The organism is Flavobacterium sp. JP2137 (genome assembly GCF_050562195.1).
GTDB lineage: Bacteria > Bacteroidota > Bacteroidia > Flavobacteriales > Flavobacteriaceae > Flavobacterium.
Genome location: NZ_CP191647.1, coordinates 1,463,788 through 1,486,687, shown reverse-complemented (window position 1 = coordinate 1,486,687; position 22,900 = coordinate 1,463,788). Strand labels below are relative to the sequence as shown.

6 protein-coding genes are annotated in these 22,900 nt (G+C 44.3%); all 6 read right to left on the bottom strand.

Annotated elements, in window-relative coordinates:
• Positions 1-40: 40 nt before the first annotated feature.
• The 6 genes from ACQZ43_RS06430 to rpoB all read right to left on the bottom strand — a co-directional run bounded on the left by ACQZ43_RS06430 (position 41) and on the right by rpoB (position 22,827).
• A complete protein-coding gene (locus tag ACQZ43_RS06430; protein WP_430615128.1) occupies positions 41-4,417 on the bottom strand; it encodes a T9SS type A sorting domain-containing protein in 4,377 nt (1,458 codons plus the stop codon).
• 474 nt (positions 4,418-4,891) lie between these two features.
• Entirely contained in the window at positions 4,892-9,265 is a 4,374-nt protein-coding gene (locus tag ACQZ43_RS06425; protein ID WP_430615127.1) for a T9SS type A sorting domain-containing protein, read from the bottom strand.
• A gap of 714 nt (positions 9,266-9,979) precedes the next feature.
• Positions 9,980-13,903, bottom strand: coding sequence for a T9SS type A sorting domain-containing protein (locus tag ACQZ43_RS06420; RefSeq protein ID WP_430615126.1), 3,924 nt, complete (start codon positions 13,901-13,903; stop codon positions 9,980-9,982).
• A gap of 428 nt (positions 13,904-14,331) precedes the next feature.
• On the bottom strand, positions 14,332-14,640 hold the full coding sequence (locus ACQZ43_RS06415) for a DUF3467 domain-containing protein (RefSeq protein ID WP_430615125.1): 309 nt from the start codon (positions 14,638-14,640) through the stop codon (positions 14,332-14,334).
• A 4-nt stretch (positions 14,641-14,644) separates the two neighbouring features.
• Positions 14,645-18,940 carry a DNA-directed RNA polymerase subunit beta' gene (gene rpoC, locus ACQZ43_RS06410; protein WP_430615124.1) on the bottom strand — a complete coding sequence of 1,432 codons (4,296 nt, stop codon included), beginning with the start codon at positions 18,938-18,940 and terminating at the stop codon, positions 14,645-14,647.
• Positions 18,941-19,014: 74 nt separating this feature from the next.
• Positions 19,015-22,827 (bottom strand): DNA-directed RNA polymerase subunit beta, encoded by a 3,813-nt coding sequence (gene rpoB / locus ACQZ43_RS06405; protein WP_430615123.1) that lies wholly within the window; start codon positions 22,825-22,827, stop codon positions 19,015-19,017.
• Positions 22,828-22,900 lie beyond the last annotated feature (73 nt).

The following is a 22,900-nucleotide window of genomic DNA, read 5'->3' as shown; positions in this document are numbered from 1 at the left end:
GATATCAAACCCGTACTGTCGTAGTACAGAGAGGCCTTATTTACTTCTTGATTACTTTAATGCTTTGCGCCTTGGTCGCGGTATAAATCTTGACCACATAACTGGCTTTAGCCAAAGCACTCATATCGACATTGACACTGTAATCGTTTGTTTGTAACTGCAACAAACGCTGTCCTGTCAAGGAATAAACCTCTACTTTAACAATGGTTTCCCTGTAGGTGATTGTCAAGAAATCATGCACCGGATTAGGGTAGTAATTGAGTTCTTTTAAATCAAAGCCATCGAGTCCTAAGTTAATTTTCACGGTTACCGCAAAAGGTTCACTATAACATCCTTCTGCCGAGAAGAGAATACCGTAATATATCGCAGCATCACTTAATGGAATATTAGGCAATAAACTACCTCTGTTGGCTTTGGCATCTGCTAAGGAAGCAAACCAAACTACCCCAGGTTGGTCGGTGCGTAAATCGGCTACCACTTGGCCTACTTGGAATTCTTGAATAGCTTGTCCGGTTGGCGCTTGCGGGATTGCATTTACCCTTACCTCAACTCGAGTTCTTGGCGATTCACATCCGTAGATTGTTTGGCTAACAAAATACCAGCCATTTTGAAGCAGGGTCGTTTCCGACAGCGCTTCTCCTCCTACTTCTTGTACATACCACTTGGCATTCATATTCGCTGACAGATTCGCGCGCAACTGCGATACGGTTGCACTACCGCAGAATTGCTGCGCTACTGCAGTTGGAGCAAGGGCATTGTTGACCACATTTACTCCTACACGAACTCTTGGAGATTCGCACTCCCCAATTTTCTGAGCGACATAATACAAGCCCGAAGTCAAAAGTTGTGCTTGGCTCAATGGTGTTCCACCGGTGACGGTAGAATACCAATTTACCGTAGCTCCCGGCGTGGCGGTTACTTCCAAATTAGCAACGCGCACTTGAGTGGTACAGAAATTCTGATTTTGAGCTACAGGAGCTGGTACAGCGGCATAAACTGCGATGGTAACGGCCACTCGAAGCGACTCACACCCCAATAGGGATTGACTCAAATAATACGTTCCCGAATTCAACAGAGTTGTGGACGGAATGGCCGCGGTACTGTTTTCAGAAGCGTACCAGTTTGCCGTAGCACCTGGAGCTATTTGAACCGGCAAATCCGACACCTTAGCTTGCCCACATACAATGAGTCCCGATGAAGATGGCGCTGCCGGCACTGCATTTACTATGATTGGAATTCTTAAACGCTCCGATTCACAATTAACGGTGCTCTGTGTCACATAGTATACCCCGGTATATAAAAGCGCATTGTTCGCGATTAAATTATCACTTTCGTCATACCATTTTAAAGTATTTCCCATATCTGCTTGTACATCGAGATCGTTGATGTATACCGCACCACAGATGCTTCTCGCCATATAAGTCGGTACTCGAGGCTGATCGTAGAAACGCACCTCTACTTTCTTCGCTACGGATTCACAGCCATCAATAGTTTGTGTTACATAATAGAACCCTGCATGGAGCACCTCGGTATTGGCCAACTGGGTTCCCCCCGTAGGCATGGTATACCACTTGATTCGCTGCCCTTGAGCGGTTAAACTAGCCACTTTTGTTGCACCACAGAAATATTGTATTTCATCGGCTACGGCTTGTTCCGTAGTAATGGTATCAATTTTAAAGACCTTGGTCTGTACGCAATTTGCTATGGAAACTGTAACCGTCACCTCGTTCATACCCGCCTGTTGTGGTCTGTAGTAGATTTTCTTGGCACTGGTCTCGGCTACATACGGAATAGTTGCCGCAGCATCTGTATACAATCCTGCTCCGCTTTCGGTTTCCCATACCGCAACGGTCGGGATTATTTGCTTGATTTTCGTATTAAAGCGGTTTTTAGACAAGGACGGTGTTCCGCTGTTATACCCCCCTAGAACGGTATTATCAGTTGTTACCGTGTGTAGCGTTGACGCACTAGCACTTGAATTTATACCTTGATGGTCGATTTCTACAATCAGGTTTGATATTCCATCCCATGCATAAGGCGTGTTAAAAACCAGTTCTTGCCAACCCGAAGCCGTATGCGTATAAGTCGGTATTGAAAAAACCGTCACGAAGTTGGTCGTGATATAAGTCGCCGAAGGAAAAGCCGTTAAGCTGGTCGGTGCTATTCGCACCGTGTAATTATTGTTGGACGCACTCGACCCCAAAGTGATTACATTGAAGGCAATGGAGTTGAAATTCCCTGCGGAGAGTCCCAAATCTCTGAGTTCTTGAGCAGTGAATAACATTTGCACCTTGGCCGAAACACGGTAATTGTTAAAGGCCGATAAATCATTGGAAAACGAAGTGGGTACACCCGTACCGACTTCGACGGTTCGTTCATTGTGATCCGTAATCTGTAATGGTACTATCGTATTCTGACAAACCCCTTCCAAATCTGTTGCTGGTATATAAGTCACATCGGGAGTAGGCAATACGTTTACCTGGAATTCTTTGGTAATCTGGCACCGTTGTCCCGTGCTTTGCGATGCCGTTAAGGTATAGGTTTGACTGGTAGTCGTATTGAATACCCATCCGTTTTGCGCATTGCCAGAGACACCTGTAGTCGGACTCCAAGCGTAGGTATCATAAGAGGCTCCACCTGTTGCAATGGTTATTACAGGAGTAGTTTGTCCGCCGCAAACATCAGCAGTAGTTCTACTCAAGGTAAGAGCAGGTGCTGGGGTTACTGTGGCTACTACTTCTTGTCTTGGCGAAGTACAACCTTTTTCGTATTTTATATTATAGAAATAGTAGTAGGTCGATGAGCTAACCGATCCACTCCAGCTCGAAGTTACCGTTAGTATGTTATTTGTATCTAAATAGGGAAAAGTAGCTGCCGCGATGTCACGTACTAAATTTGCACCGGAATATGATTTGATTAACATTCGATACCCTGTACCTGCAGCTAAGGTAAAACCTAGAGGCACTACGTTTGGTGTGGTATATCCACCATTGGCAATATTTTCTACTGGACTCACAAAAAGCTCCACACCGCTTGAGTTTACAATTGCCACACTTACCGTACCGGCAGATGTAGAATACAAGTCCACACTTTTTAAGGTAATTTCCTCGGTTAGACTAAAAACGACTCCCCAGTTTGTCGTGCTAAAAGTTCCATCAACGCCAAACGAAGTTGCTTTTCCTCCTTGACCTTCCACACTACCATCGGCCACTGAAGCGACCCAAAAAGAAGTGGTTGCAGTGATTAGCGGTGTTTGAAACGAGGGACCTGTACCTACTGTTGTGCCACCGGCAGGGGCGTCGTACCACTTTAAAGTACCCGAATCAACCGCAGCAGTCAGTGTTGCTTTACCTTGTCCACATACGGTTCCACCCGTGGAGGTTATCGGTAAAAACACACAGGGTGTCGTAAAGTTCCGAGACGCCGTCCATGGACTAAAATAAGCACTTCCACACTTGGAACGGACGTAAACAAAATATCTCGTTCCGCCCTCTAGGCCCGTTACGTTTTTTAACAAAACCGTATTGGCTACCGTACCCGTTGCCGCTAAGCCCGTAGCACCGCTACCGGGTAAACCGCTAATTCTCACCTCATACTCGAAGCCCGAAGCGGGTAGCGAAGTAGGAGCCACCCATCTAATGGTAGCAGACGTGCCCAAAACATCTTCGATGGTTACCGCAGTGGGAACGATACATTCTGGACTTTTAATTACGGAAACCCCGAGCACGTTTAAAACGGCCGCTACGGTCGACGTTTTGGTCAATTCAACACTGGCGATTAGCTTGCCCGAATTGGCTTCATCAACCGTTAGTTCCACACTAAACAACTTGGGTTTCCCCGCTGGATTCTCCACTAAGTTGCTCAGATGACTCACCCGACCGAAGTCTGCTAGTGCCGTATTGGTTCCCGTTCCCTCAAGCCAGTCTGCTACGCTAATACCGGTAATGGTTTGGGAGGTATTATCGCTAAAATTGATCTTTGCTTTGACGCTTACTGTAGCAGCTGTCGCCGAGCTAGCCGTAGCCAAAAGGTACATTTTTGACGCCCTTTCCTGATTGGAAAACACCATGGTAGCGGGGGCATTGGCTGCCGATAGCTGCAGGGAATTATTCTGGTTATACGGCTGTAGTAAGAAACTCAAAGCGGGTATGTTTGTCGCATTGATTATCCGATCAACGGGCAATCCCGTAACCGCGGCTTCCGAAGTTGAGGTGAGTTTAAAATCCTTGCTGAGGAAATTATACTCCGCACCGTCAACGCGCTGATTCGTTGAACCGGAAACCGGTCCAACGCCATTGGCAATAACATCCGCATTAAAGCCAGAGGTTATCCCTAGCCGCACGTATTCTTGCGCTTTTCCGCCCCAACAGAAAAACAACAAAAACAACTGTAAAAGTAGAAGTGTAGTTTTTTTCATTAAAAATAATTTATGTTTATATTAAGGGTTTTAAAAGTACACTTTTTATTCACAACTCCGAATAATATCGTAATTTTAACACTTGAAAACACTTAAAATGCAATTATCTGACCACAAACTCTTATATACGTAAAAATTCGAGAACAAAAACGCCGTTAGTCATTTAAAAAAAACCGCTGATGTATGCTAAAAAAAACTGGATTGGCGCCGAATAATGCCCGGTCAGGGGTGTGGATTTCAGCGTGTAAAAAAATTTCACCTAAGGCTGCGAAGCGCCTATAAAAAGAGTAAAATTTCGACTCTTTTGCCTCAAAGGCTCGCATAAAAAAAAGCACCACTGCTCGTTTTCACAAGCCCGTGGTGCTTTTATCAAACTAGCGGATTGATCGCGAGATCACAACACGCAAGCATAATTGGTATTATTTGACGATTGCGAATCAGACGACCGTAAGACAACAGCTGCCATTCGTCGCATCAATTCTTTATCACTTTAAACACCTCTGTGGTTGTAGCGGTATATACTTTCACCACATAGGTTTCTTTGGGCAGGGCATCCATCGGTACTTCAACGGTAGAATCAGCTGCTTTGACAACGAATAACTGCTGCCCCGACAAAGAATAGACCACCACTTTATGTATGGTTTCTCGATGGGATAGCGTTAACACATCGCGCACCGGATTCGGATAATAGCGGAAGCTTTTTGCATCAAAGGAAACCGCATTCAGATTGATATGTACTTGGACTGCAAACGGCTTGCTCCAACAGCCTGTTGCCGCTTGGACAACCGCGTAATAGATATTGTGATCGGTCAATGGAATATCGGACCACAACCGATTTCTAAAGTACTGTGCATCGCTCAAGGAGCTAAACCAAGCCACGTCTTCTTGATCCACTACTAAATCGCCAACCACGGCCTGAGTAGTAAACTCCTGCACGGGAATGCCTGTAGGGGAATCGGGAATGGCATTGATCGTCACTTCAAATCGGATTCTAGGCGATTCACAGTCGTGCCACGAAAGACTTGCATAGTACCAGCCGTTTTGTAGGATATCTTCCGCGCTCAAGGCTTCACCTCCGACGGCCTCGGTATACCACTTCGCCACCATATCGTCGGGCGTATTGACCCGCAGCTGAGACACCGTAGCGCGACCACAGAATTGCTGGCTCGTGATTTGCGGTGCCTCGGGTTTTTCTCCGATATGCACCCCGACACGTGTTCGGGGCGATTCGCATTCGCCTAGGGTTTGAGATACGTAATATACGCCGCTTCTCAGGATTTGATTTTCCGCTAAAGCAACCGTAGCATGTAAGGCATTATACCAATTGACCCTAGCTCCATCCAGCGGGATTACTTCTAAATCCGCCACGCGAATATCCGTTGTGCAAAAGCTTTGGTTTTGCGCTAGCGGTATTGGCACAGCAGCATAGGTCGATACGGCCACAGCTACACGTTCGGATTCACAGCCTGCCAATGTCTGCGTCAGGTAGTAGGTTCGCGTACTCAACAAATCAGTAGCGTGCAAGGGTTGCGTGCTCTGCGCATCGTAATAACACTTTATCACTGCGCCGGGCAGGCTCTGCACCCTTAAATCGGACACTCGAGCATGACCGCACACCACCAGTCGATTGGCGGTAGGAGCAACGGGAACAGGATGAACCCCAAGCTCCAGTCGAGTATGTTGCGACTCACAGTCTGTGTTGCTCTGCGATACATAATAGGTTTGCAATTCCGAACTTAGGCGCAAATCCGACGTAATTGGATTTCCGTATTCATCATACCACTGCAACGTATTGCCCTCCAGATATTGCAAATCCAAGTCTCGTAAATAGACCTCACCACATAAGACCCTACGGGTATAAATGGGTTTGTCGGGTTGGATTAGCAGTTCCACCCTAGTCGCTTTTCGCAGCGATGCACAACCATCTATGTTTTGAGCAACGTAGTAGGTAGCAGCGCGTAACGAGTCTGCATTTTGCAAAGGGACGCCTCCAAATTCGCGGTCGTACCACTTTAGGTTATGGCCGCTAGCCTCCAGTTCGGCTACCGTGGGATGACCACAAAATACCTGTACGTCCTCCGCTTCGGGCATTGCCTTGAAATTCGCTTGTACTTTAAACTCCTTTTCCGCTTTGCATCCATACAAATCCACCTTGGCGAAAATTTGATTGAGACCCTCCTGTTGCGGTCGGTAAAAGACTTTTCTCATATTGGTATTCGGCACATACGGAATCTGCGCTTCGGGATCGACAAACAAGCCTTGCCCCGCTGCTTCCCAGTTCACTCTATAGGAGAAATACTGTCTAAACTTGGTGTTAAATCGGTTTACCGAAGTCGTCTTTGAGGCGGAATTATAGGAGCTGTGTATCATTCTTCTTTCTGTCGTAGGGGTATAAAGCGTATTGGCATTGGAACTAAAATTCGTTCCTCTATAGTCCAGGTCGATAATTAAATTGGTAACCCCGTCCCAATAATAGGGAGTATCAAAGACAATTTCCTGCCATCCCGATGCGGTATGCGTATAGGTTTCTGCATAAAAGACGGTCGTAAAACCCCGTTCTATATAGCTCGACATAAATTTAGTCAGCGTTGTTGGCGCTATGCGCACTTTATAATTCCAATTGTTTTCATTGGCTCCCAAGCTACTCACTTCAAAGGAAATAGCACTTATAGGACCGACTAACATGCCGTGACTTCGCAATTCAGCGGCGGTAAACAACAATTGTACCCGCGCGCTAGAACTGTAGTTGTTAAAGGCCGATACCGCGTTGGAGAAGGTAGTCGGTACCGCTGTACCCACCACCATGCTCTTATCGTTATCGTACATCACGCCCAGGGGTACAATATCACTCCCGCAGACCGGCGGCGGGTCTACTTCAGGCATAAAAGTCAACTCGGGACTCGGTTGGGTCAAGACATCCACCGAACGAAATACTTGACATTTCTCCCCGCTTGTTTGCGAGGCCTTTAATTGATAAACCGTGCTTTCCGAGGGTGTAAAAACCCAACCCGATTGGGCATCTCCGGTAACTCCAGTAGCGGGTGTCCAGACGTACGAATCATACGAATCTCTACCGGTGGCCACGGTGACCGCGTTGGTGGGATAGCCTACGCAGACAAACTCAAAGTCTGAGCTCAGGGTAAAATTGGGTGCTCGCGTTATCGTAGCGACAACTTTTTTTCTCGGAGATGTACAGCTCTTGTTGTATTTGATGTTGTAAAAATAATAATATAGTGACGTAAACTCCGTACCCATCCATCGCGACGCTGTAACGGTCATGCTGCCGTTCGAATCCACGTAGGGAAATTGCACTAGGCTGCTGTCGTTATCAAAGAGCAAAGTAACCCCGGTAGCTTCTTTGAGTAACATTCGATATCCAACGCCAACCGGCAATTCCACATTGAGCGGAATGATGTTCGGATTGGTCACACCGGTATTTACAATATTTACCACATCGGTGCTGTAGAGTTCTACGCCGTACGAGTTTGTAATTTTAATCTTTACCGTACCCTCTGTAGTGGAATAGAGCGACACGCTTTTGAGTTCAATAGGATGGGCGACATCGAACACGATACCCAAATTACTCAGTGTCAAGGTAGAGGCATTGGATGCCACAGTACTTTTTCCCGCCGTTCCCCTTTGGGTATTAGCCGCTTCGGCGGCGACCCAGTAGTTGGTGGTTGATTCTAAAACCGGGGTGGTAAATAGGGTACCTCTTCCGATGGGGGTTCGACTACTACTGCTGGCATACCATTTTGCGGTTCCCGACGACACCGTCGCTTTTAAGGTCACCGCTCCACTACCGCAGGCTGTACCGTCGGTTACGGTCAATTCGGGATATGAGCAGGGTGTCTTAAATACTTTTTTGACCCAAGTACTCCAAGAGGTATCCGTGCATTTTGCACGGAGGTATACGGCATATTCCGTCGCACCGGTCAAAGCGCTGAACTCCGCCGTTAAAGTGGTGTTCGCTACCGTATCGGAAACCGCCAAGCCCGTTGTACCACTCCCCGGCTCCCCGCTTGTTCTCACTTCGTATTCATACCCCATATCGGGGGCTACCGTTGGGGCTGTCCACTTGATTGTGGCGGCTGTATCCCTTATGTTTTGCACGATAACCGCCGTGGGTTCGGGACAATCCGGAACGATGACAGCAGTGGCTGCAAACACGTTTAAAACCCCTTCTGAGCTCGATATTTTGGTGAGTTGTACGCCGGTTAAATTTTTGAGTTGATTGGCCTCATCGAGGGTTATTTCCACGCTAAACAGCTTGGGGTTTCCCGTGGGTGTTTCGACGACATCCGTGAGGGCATTTACCCTGCCGAGTCCGGAAATTACCGTAGCTGCTGTCGTACCCGCAAACCAATCTGCCACGGTCAAGTCCGCAGCGGTTTGGGAGGTGCCGCCTTCAAATTGCAGTATTGCGCTAAAATGAACGGGAGCGCTTGCGGCATTTCCCGCTGTAGCGAGCAAGTACAGCTTCTTGGCCTTTACCGCCGTACCAAAAGCCAAGGTACCCGCAGCATTGGTCTGGCCTAATCTCAGTGCATTAGGCTGGCTGTAATCGCCCATCTGAAAGCGCAATCCCGCAATGTTTGCGGCACTAATCGAGCGGTCGACTGGAAGGCCAACATCGGAATCGGGCGAATCTGGAGTCGCTTTAAAATCGCGACTCAACAAATTAAAACTGTCGTTGTCCAGGCGATGGGTAGTCGACGCGCTGGCCGGTCCCACGCCATTGGCCACGACATCGGCATTAAAGCCCGTAGCAATGGTTAAGGCTGCGTATTCCTGTGCTGATCCACTCCAACAGAGCAGCACTATTAATAAAAGTAAAACTGTTCTCATTATTCAATTGTTTTTATATTAAGACCTAATAGGCAATAAAAATACAAAACACAATTAAAAATTATAAAAACAATCCATATTTAACTATAATAAAGAAATAACACGAAAATAATGAAAAATTTGCATTTTAAGAAACCGTGTTAACATTAAAATGACCGCACTAAAGCAAAACAAAAAACCACAACCAGTCAATAAACTGCTATACGTGAATTTATAGCACGTAAACATAAAGCGATTCCCATATAAAATTCAAAATGGCGTTTAAAACTTTCCATCACTCATTCACAACATAAAGTCGACTTCAATAAAATATAAATGTTAATTTAATTTGTAAACTGATAAAGCGCTAAATTTTAAGATTTTAAAGAAGTGACTTAAAGGTATATATTGCTAAAAGCCTCCGTTACTTTGGCTGCGCTACACCGCGTAAATGCCTTGATTGGCTCTGGATATGCAGTCCCTTTTCACTCCCACTAAAAATCTTTGGTTCACAAACAGCGCTTTGCTATCGTTCTCTAGCGAGCGTTGACCTTGTACTGTGGTTCGCTCCCTTCTATTGGCAGGGTCTTGAACAAAAAGCCAAAAGCACCTCAAGCCTCGTTTTTACGAGTTTGAGATGCCTTGGCAAATGAGCCCTTTCACACTTTTTCTTCTAAAGGCTTTAAGCTTCTGCAAAAAATCGGGTACTAGGGTGCTTCTCTATAATCCATTTCATTAATTTTTAATCACTCGAATAGCTTGGCTCTGGTTCGCGGTATAAAGTTTAATGATATAAGTCGCTGCAGGCAAATCGCCCATGGCTATTTCCACCGTGTGGTCAGTACATTCTTGTACCAAAAGACGCTTGCCGGAAAGCGCATACACTTCGACTTTAACCAGCGTTTGGCGATACGAAATCTTTAAAATCTCTTTTACAGGATTTGGATAGTAGGCCAATTCGTCCAAATCAAATCCATTTACCCCTAAAATCAGCGTCACCTTCACAGCAAAGGGCTCGCTCACGCATCCCAGATCCGAAATCAACACGCCGTAATAAACCGTTTCGGAGGCTAAGAGCGCAGTGCTAGGTAGGCTGTTTTTGTTTGCTCGAGCATCTTCTTCCGTGGCAAACCACACGACATTTTCTTCGGCAGTAACCAAGGCAGCTATGGTGCTTTCACTTTCGACGCTAAATTCCTGATTCGCTGCCCCTGTAGGCGCTTGTGGAATTTCATCGACTACAAATTCAACGGCTGCTCGTTGGGACTCGCAGTTTTCCACCACTTTGCTGATATAGTAGGTTCTCGTAGTCAATACGGCGTCGTCCTCCAAAGCAGTACCGCCTTGTTCTTGCACAAAATAACGCAGTGCACCTTGCGCTATAACATCACGCGACTGGGCTACCGTAACTGCACCGCAGTACTGTTGTGCTTCAATCTCCGGCGCATCTGGTGTGGAATAAACATAAAGCACGGCTAATACGAGGTCCGATTCGCAAGCCGCATTGGATTGGGATACCCAATACCCGCTACCACTTGTCAATACGTAATCGGCGGATATGGGATTGCCCAATAGGTCATACCAATTGAGTGTATTTCCAGGCTCATATTCCACATGCATATCGCCGGTACGCACTTCTACCTCGCCACAGAATAGGTTCGTCGTATTGGTCGGAGCGCTTGGCCGCGCTACAATATTCACCTGTACGCTTTTTAATGCCGACTCACAACCGTCTACGGTTTGATTGACATAATAGACGCCCGACTGCAACACGGTGGAAATATCTAGGGGTTGTCCATTGTTTTGCGTATCGAACCATTTTAAATTTTGGCCTTGTACTGTAATGTTTTCCAGGGTACTTCCGTCGCATAGGAGCACCTCGCTTTCTACCCCTGGTAGCGGCGCCCCATTGCTCGAATTGTGTATATCAAATGTATGTGTGGTAGAACAAGTCCCCACCGTCAAAGTAGCGGTCACCGCACTAACGCCTGAATGCGCTGGCTGGTAGTATACCGATGGTGCATGGGTATTTTGCACATAGGAAATGGTGGCAGCTTCGTCGATATAAAGCCCGGAAGCTTGCGATTCCCAGGTTACCTGTTGCGGTATGATTTGCTGCAGTTTTATATTAAATCGATTTCGAGATAAATACGTTGTATTTCCGTTATAACCATAAATTACCTTATAATCATCGGTAGCGGTATAATGCGTTTTAGCGCTGGAATAGTCATCTATTCCGGTATGTTCGATTTCGATAACGATATTGCTTATTCCATCCCATTCAAAAAGGGTATCGAAGGTTATGGTTTGCCAGCCGGAATCGGTATGGGTATAAGTCTGTGGCGAAAACACTGTTACAAAGCCGTCTTCAACGTAGTTTTTATGAATATAGGAGGACAAGTCCGAATGTGCTATACGCACTGTGTAATCGTCATTCGTTGGCGAAGCACCTAAAGACGACACATAAAAGGCGATGGAGTTGATCGGTCCGTCGACCATGCCCAAGGCTCTAATTTCTGTTGCAGTAAACAGCATCTGGACTCTAGCTGAATGTCTGTAATTATTGAAAGCGGATAAATTATTATTAAAATCTTGAGATACGCTTGAGCCAACCTGAATGCTGCGATCACTTATAAAGTCTACGCTCAAGGGAACTATCGTGCTTTGACACAATACCACCGGATTGTATACTGGAGCATATTGCGGCACGAGTTCCGATTTTCGATTGATGGCTACTTCTTTAACCATGGTGCATTGCAGTCCATTGCTTTGCGAAGCTGTCAAGGTGTAGACCTGAGAATGGGAAGGATTAAATACCCAGCCATCTTGGGCATTGCCCGAAACTCCTTCGGAAGGCTCCCATACAAAGGTACTGTAATCGGTTGCCCCAGCTAAGAGGGTTATGTTTTCACTGAGCTGCCCGGCGCAAAGATCGTTTTGAACCTGGCTCAAAGTCAGACTCGGCGCAGAATTATCTACCGATACCTCAATTTCTTCCCTAGGCGATACACAGCCTCTAAAAAAGGTAATATTGTAAAAGTAAGCATAAACACTTGTGGTCACCGATAAGTAATCAGAAGCCGTAATCTTGACGCCCTGATTTTCATCGGCATAGGGAAAATTAAGATTGTCATTTTCGTAGAGCAAATTGAGATTGGAGGCATTTTTTATCAGCATCCTATAGGCATTTCCCGGAGGAACTTCCACGCCCAAACCGACCACATTGGGCACTAAGTTATCATGTCCTACTATGGGTTGCATGCCGGTAGTAAAGAATTCGATGCCTTGGTCATTAACTAGGGCAATTTCCAGCAGTCCATCGGTGCCCGAATACACATCTACACTCTCCAAGTAGACAGTTTCTGCCACGTCGAAGACCACTCCTGACGCGACATAGCCGCTATTGCTCAACGGTGTAGCGCCCACAGCAAGTTTTCCTGTTTTTTCCAGGGAAGCATTGGGAAGCAGCTTGCTGAACCAAAATGAGGTAGTTTCGCTTAATCTCGGGGTAACGAAGACCAAAGAATCTCCTAGAGGCTCTCCTCCTAGAGCGCTATCAAACCATCTGACGTTCGCACCGGTAACATTGGCTGTCATGGTAACGCGACCTACCCCGCAAAGCGCGGTAGCTGTAATGGTGGCCTCTGGAAACAAACAAGCGGTTCGAAACTGATAACCATCGGTCCAATCGCTATATCCAGCAGCAGCACATCCCGATTTAACATAAACGGTATATACGGTCGCTTCTTGTAAATCAGATACCGCAGCGGCTAATATGTTTTGGGTCACAAGACCCGCGGCACCCAATCCATTTGCGCCACTACCGGGTAAACCGCTGCTTCGTACCTCATAGGAATACCCCGTTTCAGGCGCAAGCTCAGCTGCCCCCCAATGCAGCATAGCTGTGTGAGCAGTAATGTCGCTAACCGTTGCCGCTCCAGGCATAAAACAACGCGGTGTACGAATCCCCGATACGGCAAAGACATTAAGCACGCCGTTAGAAGAGGTTTTGGTGATAACCACCTTAGTCGCATTCTTATAGTAGTTAGCCGAATTCAAATTAATTTCTTCCCCAAACATCTTTGGATTCCCAGCAGGAGTTTCAATGTCGTTGGTACCTACGTGCACCCGTCCTATGCCGGAAATCGCAGCTGTACTAGGGCTGCCTCCATACCAATCCAACACGGATAGCAGTGTAAAAGTTTCCGTGGTACTGTCGGAAAAGTGAACAGTGACATCGAAATTAATCGGACTTGAACCCGCACTCCCCCCTGTGACTAAGAAGTACAGTTTGGTCAATTGTTGGGGTATCGCAAAAATCAGCTCGCCCGACTCCCCTACTGCGCCAATTCTCAAGGAATTGTTTTGACTATACGATTGCAATTGAAAGTTCAGTGTGGGAAGAAAAGCCGCGTTAATCACCCCATCAATCGGAAGTCCGACAGTTGCAGCTGGCGCAGAATCAGACTCCTTGAAGTCCAAGCTCAAAAAATCGAATTGGTCTTCGTCTACGCGGTGTGTCGTAGAGGCTATAGCCGGACCAGTTCCATTGGCGATTACATCGGCGTTAAAGCCCGTCGATATTCCCAATCGCACGTATTCTTGAGCCGAACAGCACAGGCTAAACGACAGCAAGAATAAAAAGGTAATTCTTTTCATTTCATCAATGTTTTTATATTACTATTTTACGAGCAATAAAAATACAAATTCTGAATAAAAAGCAACAAAACATTACTTATTTAACTAAAATAGTAATTTTTGAACACAAAAGCAAAATAACCATAGATAAATTACATTTTTTAACAACGATAAAAACGCCACCTTAAGATGGAAATAAAACGCAGTCAGCCCAAAAACTACCTAGTGAGAATTAACCGTCACACGATGACGACCGTTGACTAGATAAACCGATTGATTGCTAAAAAAACTACCACTTATATATTCACAAGCACACCACACATATATGCGGTGGCGGTTGTTAATAAAATTAGGTGTTTCGGATAAGGCATCAAGATGTTGAAAAAAAATAAATGAAAAAACCCCATCTGACAGCGTCAAATGGGGTTTTTAGTACGTTTAAATGGCGACTAGGCCTGTCCTGTAGGACCGAAATTCAAGGGAATAGGCATTTGCTCTACATCTTTAATTTCACCGTTAACCGCTTCAAATCGTTGAATATTCTCTTCTAATGCTTTGAGCAATCTCTTGGCGTGTTGTGGGGTCAAGATTACTCTCGACTTCACTTTGGCCTTGGGAACTCCGGGCATTACATTAATAAAATCTACTACAAATTCCGTGTTGGAATGATTGATAATCGCCAAGTTGGAATAGATTCCCTCTGCGGTTTTTTCATCCAATTCGATGTTGAATTGGCCTTGTTGTTGATCGTTATCCATGGTTTTAGAAATTTAAATCTTCCGTTTCATTATTCAACTCTACGTCGTCCATAGAACTCACTAGAATCGATTCATATTCTCTCATACCCGTTCCTGCAGGAATTCTATGTCCTACAATAACGTTTTCTTTCAATCCGGTCAATCTGTCGATCTTACCTGCAACAGCCGCTTCGTTTAACACTTTTGTAGTCTCCTGGAAGGAAGCTGCAGAAATAAACGATTTGGTTTGCAAGGAAGCTCTGGTAATTCCTTGAAGAATTGGTGTAGCTGTCGCTGGCATTACATCTCTGGCCACTACCAAGTTTTTGTCTTCGCGTCTCAACAAAGAGTTTTCGTCGCGCAACTCTCTAGTCGAGATAATTTGACCTTCTTTAAGGTTCGCCGAATCTCCTGAATCTTCTACCACTTTCATTCCGTATAATTTGTCGTTGTCCACGATAAAGTCACTGGCGTGAGCCAATTGATCTTCTAAGAACAGGGTATCCCCTGGATCTTGAATTCTCACTTTACGCATCATCTGACGAATTACCACCTCAAAGTGTTTGTCGTTGATCTTTACCCCTTGCAAGCGGTATACCTCTTGAATTTCGTTTACCAAATACTGTTGAACAGCAGAAGGTCCTTGAATTCTCAAGATATCGTCTGGAGTGATTGCTCCATCGGAAAGTGCCATACCGGCTTTGACGAAGTCATTCTCTTGAACCAAAATTTGGTTGGATAGCTTAACCAGGTATTTTTTAACGTCACCCAATTTAGATTCCACCACGATTTCGCGGTTACCCCTTTTGATTTTACCGAAAGATACTACACCATCAATTTCAGAAACCACCGCTGGATTCGAAGGATTACGAGCCTCTAACAACTCGGTAATTCTAGGTAAACCTCCGGTAATATCTCCTGCTTTAGACGAGTGACGAGGAATCTTAACCAAGACTTTACCCGCTTTAATCTTTTCGCCGTTATTAACCATTAAGTGGGATCCCACCGGCAAGTTGTACGAACGAATCAATTCCCCATCATTACCATAAATCAATAGGGTAGGGATTAATTTTTTATTTCTAGATTCCGAAATTACTTTCTCCTGGAAACCTGTTTGCTCATCGATTTCAACCATGAACGTCTGTCCTTGTTCGATATCTTCATAAGCAATTTTTCCAGTAAACTCGGAAACAATTACTCCATTATATGGATCCCACTTACAGATGGTAGTTCCTTCATCCGCGATTTGACCGTCTTTGACGAAGATGGTTGAACCGTAAGGGATGTTGTGCGTATTTAAAACGATACCGGTGTTTTCGTCTACCAATTTCAACTCTGTAGAACGCGAAATAACGATATCAACCGATTTACCATCGGCGTCTTCACTCTTCACGGTTCTCAAATCTTCCATGTCTAAACGACCTTTGAATTTGGTTACGATGCTAGAAGTTTCAGAAATGTTACCTGCAGTACCCCCAACGTGGAAGGTTCTTAGGGTTAACTGTGTACCCGGTTCTCCAATAGATTGTGCAGCAACTACTCCAACAGCTTCCCCTTTTTGGGTCATTCTACCGGTAGCCAAGTTACGTCCGTAACATCTGGCACAGATTCCACTAGTAGCCTCACAGGTCAATGGCGAACGAACCTCTACTCTTTCGATTGGAGATGCGTTGATAATTTTGGCGTGAACCTCGGTAATTTCGTTTCCTGCTTCGATGATAACGGCAGAAGTCATTGGATGAATGACGTCTTCCAAAACCACACGACCCAAGATTCGCTCCGCTAAGGTTTCTACCACCTCTTCGTTTTTCTTAAGTGCAGATACTTCGATTCCTCTTAGTGTACCACAGTCAACCGTGTTTACAATAACGTCTTGAGCCACATCGTGAAGACGACGTGTCAAGTATCCAGCATCGGCCGTTTTCAAAGCCGTATCCGCAAGTCCTTTACGCGCACCGTGGGTAGAGATAAAGTATTCCAAAATCGACAAACCTTCTTTAAAGTTTGAAAGAATCGGGTTTTCAATAATCTCCCCACCACCAGCGGTAGATTTCTTAGGTTTGGCCATCAAACCACGCATACCGGTAAGCTGACGAATCTGTTCTTTTGATCCCCTTGCTCCAGAGTCAAGCATCATATATACCGAGTTGAACCCTTGTTTATCCTCGCGGATATTTTTCATGGCCAATTCTGTCAACATGGCGTTGGTCGATGTCCACACATCAATAACTTGGTTGTAACGTTCGTTATTGGTGATCAGTCCCATGTTGTAGTTTACCGTAATATGGGCTACTTGTTGGTTGGCATCGTCGATCAATTCTTGTTTGCGTTCCGGGATCATAATATCACCCAAACTGAATGACAATCCTCCTTTAAAGGCAAAGTTATACCCCATGCTCTTCATGTCGTCCAAAAAGGCCGCCGTAGTAGGAACATCGGTTTGATTTAAAATTCTACCGATAATATCTCTAAGGGATTTTTTAGTCAATACCTCATTGATGAAACCGGCTTTTTCTGGCACTACTTCGTTAAACAACACTCTACCAGCAGTGGTTTCGATGATTTGATACACCAATTCCCCTTCCGCGTTAAAGTCTTTTGCACGCACTTTAACCGCGGCGTTCAACGCGAGTTTCCCCTCGTTTTTAGCGATGTTTACTTCTTCTGCAGAATAGAAAGTCATGCCTTCTCCCATAACGGGTTCTTCTGGAGTCGAACGACGTACTTTGGTCATGTAATACAAGCCCAAAACCATATCCTGCGATGGTACCGTAATAGGTGCACCATTGGCAGGGTTTAATATATTGTGAGAAGCCAACATCAACAACTGCGATTCCAAAATTGCTTCTGGACCTAGTGGTAAGTGGACCGCCATCTGGTCACCATCGAAATCGGCATTAAAGGCCGTACATACCAAGGGGTGAAGCTGAATGGCTTTACCTTCGATAAGCTTAGGCTGGAATGCTTGGATTCCCAGTCTGTGAAGTGTTGGAGCACGGTTTAAAAGAACGGGATGTCCCTTGATCACGTTTTCCAAGATATCCCAAACTACTGGTTCTTTCTTGTCTATAATTTTCTTGGCCGATTTTACGGTTTTCACAATACCTCTTTCGATCAATTTACGAATCACAAAAGGTTTGTACAACTCCGCAGCCATATCTTTAGGCAACCCACATTCGAACAATTTCAATTCCGGTCCAACAACAATTACCGAACGCGCAGAATAATCCACACGTTTACCCAGTAAGTTTTGACGGAAACGACCTTGTTTACCCTTTAGGGAATCCGAAAGTGATTTCAAAGGACGGTTGGATTCGGTTTTAACAGCAGAAGATTTTCTGGTATTGTCAAAAAGGGAATCTACCGATTCTTGAAGCATACGCTTTTCGTTACGCAAGATTACTTCAGGAGCTTTGATCTCCATCAATCGTTTTAAACGGTTGTTTCTGATGATTACACGACGGTAAAGATCATTCAAATCCGAAGTGGCAAAACGACCTCCATCTAGTGGCACTAAAGGACGAAGTTCTGGTGGAATCACAGGAATTACTTTAAGAATCATCCACTCTGGACGGTTTTCACGTGCATTGTTGGATTCGCGGAAAGCTTCCACCACTTGAAGTCTTTTTAAGGCTTCTGTTTTTCTTTGTTTAGACGTTTCGGTATTGGCCGCGTGACGCAAATCATAGGATAGTTGATCTAAGTCGATACGAGCCAATAAGTCCATAATACATTCCGCACCCATTTTGGCGATGAATTTATTTGGATCGTTATCGTCTAAATATTGGTTTTCCATCGGAAGGGTATCTAAGATGTTTAGATATTCTTCTTCCGTTAAGAAGTCCAGTCTTTTTAAAGATTCACCTTCCGCAGTTTTAGCGATACCGGCTTGGATGACCACATAGCGTTCGTAATAAATGATCATATCTAATTTCTTAGACGGAAGTCCAAGGATATAACCAATTTTATTAGGCAGCGAACGGAAATACCATATATGCGCAATTGGAACAACCAAGTTAATGTGTCCAACTCTATCTCTACGTACTTTTTTCTCTGTAACTTCTACCCCACAACGGTCACAAACGATACCTTTATAACGGATTCTTTTGTATTTACCACAAGCACATTCAAAATCTTTAACAGGACCGAAGATACGTTCGCAGAAAAGACCATCACGCTCGGGTTTGTGTGTACGGTAATTTATGGTTTCAGGTTTTAAAACTTCACCCCTAGACTCTGCAAGTATAGACTCTGGAGAGGCCAGACCAATTGAGATTTTATTGAACCTTTTTACGGTATTTTTCTCTTTATTTTTATTCATGGTAAACTTACTTGTTAAAGTGTATTGTAAAAAACAAGCAGTATACAGGTATACTGCTTGTCACATTACTTAGTTTATTCTTCTAATCTGATGTCTAATCCAAGACCTTTCAATTCATGCATTAATACATTGAATGATTCTGGAAGTCCTGGTTCTGGCATAGGTTCGCCCTTAACGATAGCTTCGTAAGTTTTTGCTCTACCAATCACGTCATCCGATTTAACCGTCAATATTTCACGTAGTGTACTCGATGCACCATAAGCTTCAAGAGCCCAAACCTCCATCTCTCCAAAACGTTGACCTCCAAATTGCGCCTTACCACCTAATGGTTGTTGCGTGATTAAAGAGTATGGTCCGATAGAACGCGCGTGCATCTTATCGTCTACCATGTGTCCTAATTTTAACATATAAATTACACCCACCGTTGCTCTTTGGTCAAAACGTTCTCCCGTTCCTCCATCGTATAGATAGGTATGTCCAAATCTTGGGATTCCCGCTTCATCGGTAAATTCATTGATCTGATCGAGGTTTGCCCCGTCAAAAATAGGCGTCGCAAAAGTTCTTCCCAATTTTTGTCCAGCCCATCCAAGAACCGTTTCATAAATCTGCCCGATATTCATACGAGAAGGTACCCCTAGTGGATTCAATACGATATCAACCGGTGTTCCATCTTCTAAGAACGGCATGTCTTCATCACGTACAATTTTGGCAACAATACCTTTATTTCCGTGACGTCCAGCCATTTTATCCCCAACTTTCAACTTACGTTTTTTGGCGATATATACCTTAGCTAATTTTAAGATACCAGAAGGAAGTTCATCACCTACAGTGATCATGAATTTTTCTCTTCTCAACATCCCTTGAAGGTCGTTCAGCTTGATTTTATAGTTGTGAATCAAATCGGTAATCATATCGTTGGTATGATCGTCGGTTGTCCATTGTCCTTTGGTCAAGTGCGCGAAATCTTCTACGGCAAACAACATTTTTTGAGTGTATTTTTTACCTTTAGGCAAAATCTCTTCTCCCAAATCGTTCAACACCCCTTGAGATGTTTTCCCGTTTACGATAAAGAATAACTTCTCAACCAAACGCTCTTTTAACTCGTTGAATTTAACTTCGAACTTGGTTTCAAGTACGGCCAATTCATCTTTATCTTTGGAACGTTTGCGTTTGTCTTTTACCGCTCTTGCGAATAATTTTTTATCTAAAACCACCCCTCTTAACGATGGGGAAGCTTTCAGTGAAGCATCTTTTACATCACCGGCTTTGTCACCAAAGATGGCTCTTAAAAGTTTTTCCTCTGGCGTTGGATCCGATTCTCCTTTAGGAGTAATTTTACCAATCAAGATATCACCTGGTTTCACTTCTGCTCCAATGCGGATCATACCGTTTTCGTCCAAGTCTTTGGTCGCTTCTTCACTAACGTTAGGGATGTCATTGGTCAACTCTTCGTTACCCAATTTGGTATCTCTAACTTCCAGTGTATAATCGTCCACGTGAATCGAGGTAAAGATGTCGTCGCGAACCACTTTTTCAGAGATTACGATCGCATCCTCAAAGTTGTATCCCTTCCACGGCATAAAAGCCACTTTCAAGTTACGACCTAGAGCCAATTCGCCGTTTTCAGTAGCATAACCGTCGCACAATACCTGCCCTTTAGTCACGCGATCGCCCTTGCGAACAATCGGTTTAAGGTTGATACTCGTACTTTGATTCGTCTTTCTAAATTTGATCAAGTTGTAGGTTTTCTCGTCGCTGTCGAAGCTGATCAAACGATCTTCATCCGTACGGTCGTACTTGATGATGATTTTTTGAGCATCTACATATTCCACAACACCATTGCCTTCCGCATTGATTAAAACTCTGGAATCCGAAGCTACTTGACGCTCTAAACCAGTTCCTACGATCGGCGCTTGCGGTCTTAACAAAGGCACCGCTTGGCGCATCATGTTTGATCCCATCAAAGCCCTGTTGGCATCATCGTGTTCCAAGAAAGGAATCAACGAAGCCGAAATCGAAGCAATTTGGTTAGGTGCTACGTCTGTATAGTGAATTTCCGTTGGTGTTACCACCGGGAAATCGCCTTCTTCTCTTGCAATAACGCGTTCTGCAGTTATTGAACCATCTTCTTTCATTTCGATGTTTGCCTGAGCAATCATCTTTTCTTCTTCTTCTTCAGCGCTTAAATAAATCGGTTCAGAAGTCAAATCCACTTTACCGTCGGTAACCTTTCTATAAGGTGTTTCGATAAAGCCCATACCGTTTACTTTGGCATAAACTGCCAAAGACGAGATCAAACCAATGTTTGGTCCCTCCGGGGTTTCAATAGGACATAAACGACCGTAGTGCGTATAGTGAACGTCACGCACCTCAAATCCGGCTCTTTCACGAGAAAGACCACCAGGTCCAAGGGCAGAAAGTCTACGCTTGTGGGTAATTTCGGCCAATGGATTGGTTTGATCCATGAACTGCGATAACTGATTCGTTCCGAAGAAAGAATTGATTACCGAAGATAGGGTTTTCGCGTTGATCAAATCGATAGGGGTAAACACCTCGTTGTCCCGTACGTTCATACGTTCGCGAATTGTTCTTGCCATACGAGCTAAACCAACACCGAATTGCGCAGATAATTGTTCTCCTACTGTTCTAACACGACGGTTAGACAAGTGATCAATATCATCGATCTCCGCCTTGGAGTTAATCAATTCAATCAGGTATTTAACAATAGTGATAATATCCTCTTTTGTCAAAACCTGTTTGTCGATTGGGGTATCCAAGTTTAATTTTTTGTTCATTCTGTAACGACCTACCTCACCTAGATTGTAACGTTGATCGGAGAAAAACAATTTGTCAATGATACCACGCGCCGTTTCTTCATCAGGCGGTTCTGCGTTTCTCAATTGACGGTAAATATGTTCTACGGCCTCTTTTTCAGAGTTCGTAGGGTCCTTTTGCAAGGTGTTATGTATGATGGCATAATCTGCCTGATTCGCGTCTTCTTTGTGCAGAAGCACTGTTTTCACGTTGGCATCTATGATTTCTTCGATATTATCTTTGTCTAGCACCGTATCCCGGTCTAAGATAATTTCATTTCTCTCAATAGAAACCACTTCACCAGTGTCTTCATCAACGAAATCCTCGTGCCAAGTGTTTAATACACGTGCAGCAAGTCTTCGTCCAATATATTTTTTAAGACCTGTTTTCGATACTTTAATCTCCTCTGCAAGGTCGAAAATCTCTAGGATGTCCTTGTCTCTTTCGAAGCCTATGGCGCGGAATAAAGTTGTAACAGGTAATTTTTTCTTTCTATCGATATAGGCGTACATCACGCTATTGATATCGGTAGCAAACTCAATCCAAGAACCCTTGAAGGGGATAACTCTAGCTGAATATAATTTTGTACCATTTGCATGGAAAGATTGACCAAAGAAAACACCAGGTGAACGGTGCAATTGAGATACCACTACACGTTCAGCTCCATTGATTACAAAAGTACCACTCGGCGTCATATAAGGTATGGTTCCTAGATACACATCTTGAACAATCGTTTCAAAATCTTCGTGTTCTGGGTCAGTACAGTACAGTTTTAAACGTGCTTTAAGAGGAACACTATAGGTTAAACCTCTATCAATACATTCTTCAATTGTATAACGGGGAGGGTCTACAAAGTAATCAAGAAATTCCAATACAAACTGATTTCTAGTATCAGTAATAGGGAAATTTTCCATGAAGGTATTGTATAAACCTTCATTGCCTCTTTCTTCAGATTTGGTTTCTAGCTGAAAGAAATCTTTAAAAGATTTAACTTGGATATCCAAGAAATCTGGATACGCAGGTATGTTTTTAGTCGAGGCAAAATTTAATCTTTCAGTCTGATTTGTAATCATCAATGGACAAAATTTTGATTAAAAAAATTTAATAAGATTGCGTAGAAAAGTGCTTATACGCAAAATGGTTTAG